Below are 6,095 nucleotides of genomic sequence, written 5' to 3' on the forward strand. Positions count from 1 at the left end.
GAAGACGCGGCGACGCGGAGCGACTTTGGCTCGATGCGCCTGCCGGCGTCGACGCTTGCGCGCGACATCCGCCCGGTCCTGCGGCCCGTTCCGCCACGAGGCCGCGCACCGTGAACGGCCCGCGCCGGACCCGCTCGGCCGGCCACCGGCCTGGCTCACCCGACAGGACCGGCTTCTTGTGCCCGCCGATCTGACCCGGTGTGAGCGCGCCCGCCTGCGCCTTCGGCTTGGCGCCACTTCGAGACGCAGGACGGGCGGATGGGCGGGGCTCGGCCGCTAGCCCGGATCGTCTCCCCGGCATCAACGCGGGCCAAGGCCCGCCCGCGCAGGTCTTCCGAACAGGCGTGCGTCATCCCGGAACGACCTTCTCCCAAAGGCCGAAAGGCAGGCAGACCACAGCCCGCTCGTGAACTTCAGTTCCCTCAACGAACAACATGATCTAATAATGATCGCAAGTATCAACAGGCGATGATTTGAGTTCTGTATTAGAACATTCAGCCACTTTGGCCATGTTCGAAGCTACCATCGCCAAGTGGGCTACGACCCTCGGCGCGACCGAACTCGAGGAAATGCACGAGAGGGTTAATGCCCGCTACGGCAACGTCGGGGTTGGCTGAAAGATAGGCCGTGGTGTCGAACCCGGCTGAAGGGTCCCGACCTTCCTCAGCACCAAACAGCAGATAATGGTCGACTGGGTTGATGCCGGCCGCCGCGACGTCCGGATAGGCGGTTAGGTAGCCTGTCGTGTCAAACCACGCATTTGGATTGCGACCCTCCCGAGCTCCATATTCAATGTAGTGCGCTGTCGGATCGAGAGCGGCAGCCAGCACATCGAGGTTGTGTGAGAAGTAGTACAAGTCATCAACCAGGGGAGAGCCGCCCGAGACGAAGGCATAGACGTCGTTGAGGTGGTTGGTGCCTGTGGCCAAGAGTGTGCTGCCGACCACCGGGCTATCGACTGGGCCGAGGTGACCTGATGCGGCTGCCAGCGCCGGAGCGCTGCCCTGCGCGGCAGTCGAATGATCGAAAGCGCCGTCGCCGCGCGGGGTGCGACCCTCGGTGCGGCCGTACTCAAGGAAGTGTGAGAGTGGATTGAGCCCTGCTGCGACGACATCAGGGTTGGCCGCCAGATAAGCAGTCGTGTCAAACCCCGTGGAAGGGTCGCGCCCTTCTTTCCAGCCGAACAGCAGATAATGGTCGACTGGGTTGATACCGGCCGCCGCCACGTCTGGATAGGCTTCCAAGTAGCCTTTGGTGTCGAACCACGCATCCGGGTTGCGGCCCTCCCGAAATCCATACTGTGCGTAGTGCACCGCCGGGTCTATACCAGCGGCGAGCACGTCGAGATTATGGGACAGGTAATAAAGGTCATCGACCAAGTTAGTATGGTCTGTAACTGAAGGAAAGACGTTATTGAGATGGGTCGACCGGTTATCGGGCACGGGAGCCCCAATGACAGGGCTTGTCACGCTACCTGAGCCGCCGGCACCCTGTAAGTGAGCCAGCAGATCGATGCCTGTGCCGTCCGGGCCGACCGTAGCGCCGCCGAAGTTGGTGTTGGTGCCTGTCCCGCTCAGACCTGTTCCCGCCCCCGTGCCTCCGCCGCCTAGGCCAGTTCCCGTTCCGCTAGAGGCTGAACCCGTCCCCGTGTTGGTGCCTCCGGGACCGGTACTTACCCCGTTGCCGCCCGCCGGAGAGCTGGTACTACCATCAGCTGATCCGGTAGCAACACCGCCCAGCCCTGTTCCTGTTCCTGCGTTGCTTGCCGTCGTACCCGTACCGGACGCAACTGAGTTGGTGCCAGAGCTTCCGTTGCCTAGGCCGGCATCTGTTCCGGTTCCTACTGAACCTTGGGTGAGGCCAGTGCTCGAGCCGCTCACGCCCGTGGCAGTGCTGGATGCATTTCCACCCAGACTAGTACCCATCGAGGGGCCAGTCATTCCTGCGGCTGTTCCTGTCGTCGAGCTGCTGCCGATGACACTCGACACTGAACCAGCAGTGCTACCCTGGCTCGCGCCTGTCCCAGCGCTCGAGGTGCCCGAGCTCGTACCTATAACGTTCGGGCTATCATTCGGGGTTGTACCGGTCGAGCCCAGCGCACTTCCCGTACCCGCTGCACTTTCACCTATGCTCGACCCTGTCGTAGCCCCACCGGCAGAAGTGCCAGTGCTGCTCAGGTTAGCTCCCGCTCCCGTCGTCCCCACAGTCGTTTGTGGGCTCGTGATCGTCGTGCTCGAGCCGATGGCGTTTCCGGTCCCGCCGATTGAGCCTGGGCCGACGACATTTGCCGTGGAACCGATCGAGCCTGAGCCCAAGGCAGGGTTGGTCGTAGCCGCACCGATTGTCGCAGTGCTATTGAGACCGGTGTTGCTCGCTCCTGTCAGACTCGCACCTGAGCTGTTCAGGCTGTTTATGCCGGGGCCACTCGCCATCGAACACCTGCACTCGCAACTCGAGACCCGCTCGCATTCTGGCAAAGCGAACAACCAATCACCCGTTCCCCCTGCACGCAAAAATCGCTCGCGGGTCCGTCGCGTCCCGCGATCTTCGCGATGGGCGAGCACCTTCTCGTCGCCAGCGCGGCGGTCCTGGCGCATCCTTTGGCCCGAGAGGTGATGGCGCGGGTGGACGCGGTGGACGGCCTTCGGAACGGCGCGGTAAGGACGGCGATGCTACGGGCGAAGGCATGAACGCAGCCTCCCACGCCTTCTCCACGCCCGTCCTCGTGCTCGCCGGCATGGCCGCTCTCATGACCCTCTGCCGGCGATCGACAGCACGCGCGAGGGCGCGCGAATCGCAGGCGGAGAGCGCGATGGTGAGGGAGGCCGGATGGCTATGAGCGACGACCAGCCCAAGACGATCGTTGCGCCGCCGATCGACATGAAAGCCCTGGCCGAGGCGGTTGAGGTCTACCTCGCCGATCCGACGACGCGGGCGCACGAGGTCGGCGTCTTCACGGTCGACATCGCGGCTGCCGTGGACGCCTACCCGGCCGCGAAGTGTTTCATGGCGGAACCGGACTGCGATCTGGACGCGAGGCGCCGAGCCGTCACGACGGCGCTGCTGATGGCTCTGCTGCGGGACCGGCCACCGCTTCAGTGAGGTAGGCCAATTTGTGCCGATGCCTCCGCCCTGTCGACCTGCGCCTGCACGACCGGCTCCTCGGCCAGCCGCGTCGTGTAGCGCGGTGCGCGCATCTCGAACTTCGTCGACCACTTCCGCATCTCGATCGGCCCCGCCCGCGCCGGCACCACGCTGCCGCGCCCGAACCGCGCGTTGCAGGGGTCCATCGCCCCCATCAGCGCTCCCGGTCGATGGCGTCGAACATCGCACGAGGGCTGCCGGAGATGTGGGGCCGGGCTGTTACGAGTTCGTCAACCATCGTGCGCGAGCCTGCAGGTCGCCGACCCGGAGATCCCGAGCCGGCGATAGCGGCGGCCCGACGTTCCACCTCACCTAGAGCAGCACCCGATCACGCCGCAATCGGCCGCTGCTCCAGGTTTCTGAGTCTGCCGCATTGTCTGCGGCGAACCGGTGTCCACTTCGCCGGAAAATGCTCTAGCCGTCGGGCCGCCGCTCAACGTGCTGATGGCGCGCGTGACCTTCAAGGGCTTCAAGCCGACGACCCTGGGACGGGCTAGAGTTCGCTCCCGTCGGGCCGTCGAGGGACGGAGGATTGGATGCTCGCCAAGGCGCATGCTAACCCCTTCTTCGCCGTTGACGGCTACGACCCTGCCGATGGCGAGGGCGAGCTGGTGATGGGCGCCGAGGACGAGAAGGTGGGTGACCACTGGGTCAAGCATCAGGGGCGCGGCCGCTTCGCCGTCCTCCTAGGCGACGCCGTAGGGGGGGCCGGCCTGAGCAAGACCCAGGCTGAAGACCACGCGCGCGAACTGTCGGAAGGCGCCTGACCATGGCACTGTCTCGTCCGACCCTAGTCCTCACTGCTTTCCTGGTGGCGGGGGTTGACCGCGCGCGCGCGACCGATCTGCCATTGGCTATCAACGTCGACCCGGCCGCCAATGATCGCACCGGCGATCCGTTGCGCACGGCCTTCCAAAAGACGATGTCGGCGGTGAACGCGCTCTATTATCAACGCGCGCAGGCCAACGGATTGGCGACGCTGGGCGCTGACGGTCGTCTTCCGTCCTCGCAGATTCCAGCCGGAGCCGCGTTCTCTCAATCGATCTCAGTTGGTGCCGGGGCAGAAAACGCCATCGATCTGATCACGAGCGCTCCCACGAACGGCACCTGGATCACTCACGGCTCGCTCAAAGCCGAGCCCATCCTCGGGCCGTTCAACGGCGTCGCGCAGGATCTTACCCGCGCCGGGCTGGCCCGCTGGTACACGGCTTCCGGCAATTCCGACACGGGCGAGTACGCCAACCTCTTCAACATGCACGTGACGGGCGGCTATCCGACCGCGTGGCAGGGCCGTTCCGCTTACAGGGCTCGCTCTACCGTGATCAACGGCGGGCGGATGTACGTGGTCAAGCCGGGCACGCGGGGAGGCACTTCTGCGGCGAGCGGAGGTCCAACCGGTACGACGCCGGGCGTCGACATCGCGGACGGCAGCGTGATTTGGCGCTATGAACCGAACATGCAGGCCGCCAACGGCGGCAAGACCAACTTCGCCTTGATGACCTATGCCGACACGAACGCATCGGCAACATGGGGCGCGGCGATCGATACGCAGATCTCAAACGGCACCAACCGCATCAACGTTAATTCAGTCGAGATTGACCTCAATAATTATCGGCTGGACTATGGTGCCCGCGCGCCGGGCGGAAGCGCTAATGCCTTGCAGATCTTCATGGGCGGTCCTCGGCGCTCGTCGGCTGCGCTCGCCATTTCGGCTTATGATACACCGAGCGACGCCGCCAATTCGGTCAACGGCATCACGCTCTGCTGTGACCGGCTCGTGTCCGACAATTCCATACTGGATCTGACGCATGCTCAGACAGGCATCCGGCTGGGCGGCGTGTACAGCGGATATCAGATCACTGGCACGGGCTGGAACGTGAACCCCGTTGGTGTCCTCACGGCCGCGGGCGCGGTGATGACGGCCGGGTTCAGGCTGGCGCCTTTCACCGTCTCAACGCTCTACGCCTGCGTGCCGGCGTCGGTGGGCACGATGGCCTACGTCACTGATGCCACGTCGCCGGCATACGACGCCGTCGTGACGACCGGTGGCGGCACGAAGCTCAGTCCTGTCTTCTGCGACGGCACGGCTTGGCGCTATCGCTGATCCCGGGGACGCCATGCCCAACCCTCGGACCGTCGACTCCTCCACTTTTACCGCCGACCTAGAGCATTTTCCGGCGAAGTGGACACCGGTTCGCCGCAGACAATGCGGCAGACTCAAAAACCTGGAGCAGCGGCCGATTGCGGCGTGATCGGATGCTGCTCGAGAGGCCGGCGCGGCGCACGGCCCACAAATGGCTGTCACGGACTGCATCGACGAACGCTGAGGCCGTCAGCGCAGTGCCGATCCCTCCTCCGAAGCAGCTGGCCTGGATCCTGGTGCAGTCCCTCGCGACTCTGCAGCCCCGCGCCGCGGCTGACCTCGCCCGCATCCGGCAGATCCTGAAGCCGCACGGATCGCCGATCTGGCGCGGCGGTTCACGATGCTCGTGCGGGCCTGTGGCCTGGGCGGTGACCGGCCGGCGGACCCTGCCCGGCGAGCTCGACCGATGGCTGCTCGAAACCCGGACCTGCGGTGTCGCTGCGCGGGAGACCTTCGCGGCCGGTTTGGCGCAGGATAGGGCGGCCGTTCGGGCGGCGCTGACGACGTCGTGGAGCAACGCTCAGACCGAAGGGCAGATCAGTCGGCTGAAGATGCTCAAGCGCACCATGTACGGCCGCGCCAGCTTCGCGCTCCTTCGTCGCCGCATCCTCCTGGCTGCCTGATCCACGCAAAGTGCGGGAGAACCGCGAAACCGGGGGAGGATCACCACGCGCCGACGCAGATCTTTGGACTGGGCTGAGGACATCGGCGCTCTCCTTCGCCGACCAACCCATCACCCTGCCAGCCGTTTCATCCCGCTCGATAGCGCGCCAGCTCCGGATCCCCGATCAGTCTCGCCCGAACGGCC

4 protein-coding genes and 2 pseudogenes are annotated in these 6,095 nt (G+C 65.2%); 4 read left to right on the forward strand and 2 right to left on the reverse strand.

The features are described from left to right. Positions 1-494: 494 nt before the first annotated feature. A pseudogene (locus DT057_RS33605) lies at positions 495-1,391 on the reverse strand (hypothetical protein); the annotation flags it as partial. 1,444 nt (positions 1,392-2,835) lie between these two features. Here DT057_RS33605 and DT057_RS33610 point away from each other — a divergent pair. Continuing rightward, positions 2,836-3,102: a hypothetical protein gene (locus DT057_RS33610; protein WP_128566354.1), complete on the forward strand. Its 267-nt coding sequence runs from the start codon at positions 2,836-2,838 to the stop codon at positions 3,100-3,102. Here DT057_RS33610 and DT057_RS33615 read toward each other — a convergent pair. Beyond that, complete coding sequence (locus DT057_RS33615; protein WP_308220174.1) at positions 3,096-3,290, reverse strand: DUF4113 domain-containing protein; 195 nt, start codon at positions 3,288-3,290, stop codon at positions 3,096-3,098. The two genes, DT057_RS33610 and DT057_RS33615, sit on opposite strands and share 7 nt — an antisense overlap. Before the next feature lie 390 nt (positions 3,291-3,680). Between DT057_RS33615 and DT057_RS33620 the strand changes: the two genes are divergently transcribed. The 3 genes and pseudogenes from DT057_RS33620 to DT057_RS33630 all read left to right on the forward strand — a co-directional run. Next, complete coding sequence (locus DT057_RS33620) at positions 3,681-3,911, forward strand: hypothetical protein (protein ID WP_128566355.1); 231 nt, start codon at positions 3,681-3,683, stop codon at positions 3,909-3,911. Positions 3,912-3,913: 2 nt separating this feature from the next. Then, positions 3,914-5,248: a hypothetical protein gene (locus DT057_RS33625; protein WP_128566356.1), complete on the forward strand. Its 1,335-nt coding sequence runs from the start codon at positions 3,914-3,916 to the stop codon at positions 5,246-5,248. A gap of 173 nt (positions 5,249-5,421) precedes the next feature. Then, positions 5,422-5,910: pseudogene (locus DT057_RS33630) on the forward strand (transposase); the annotation flags it as partial. Positions 5,911-6,095 lie beyond the last annotated feature (185 nt).

Source organism: Methylobacterium crusticola (assembly GCF_003574465.1).
In the GTDB taxonomy this organism is placed as follows: domain Bacteria; phylum Pseudomonadota; class Alphaproteobacteria; order Rhizobiales; family Beijerinckiaceae; genus Methylobacterium; species Methylobacterium crusticola.

Coding starts and splice junctions, on each gene's coding strand:
- DT057_RS33610 (WP_128566354.1), top strand. CDS start 2,836: ATGAGCGACGACCAGCCCAAGACGATCGTTGCGCCGCCGATCGACATG.
- DT057_RS33615 (WP_308220174.1), bottom strand. CDS start 3,290: ATGGACCCCTGCAACGCGCGGTTCGGGCGCGGCAGCGTGGTGCCGGCG.
- DT057_RS33620 (WP_128566355.1), top strand. CDS start 3,681: ATGCTCGCCAAGGCGCATGCTAACCCCTTCTTCGCCGTTGACGGCTAC.
- DT057_RS33625 (WP_128566356.1), top strand. CDS start 3,914: ATGGCACTGTCTCGTCCGACCCTAGTCCTCACTGCTTTCCTGGTGGCG.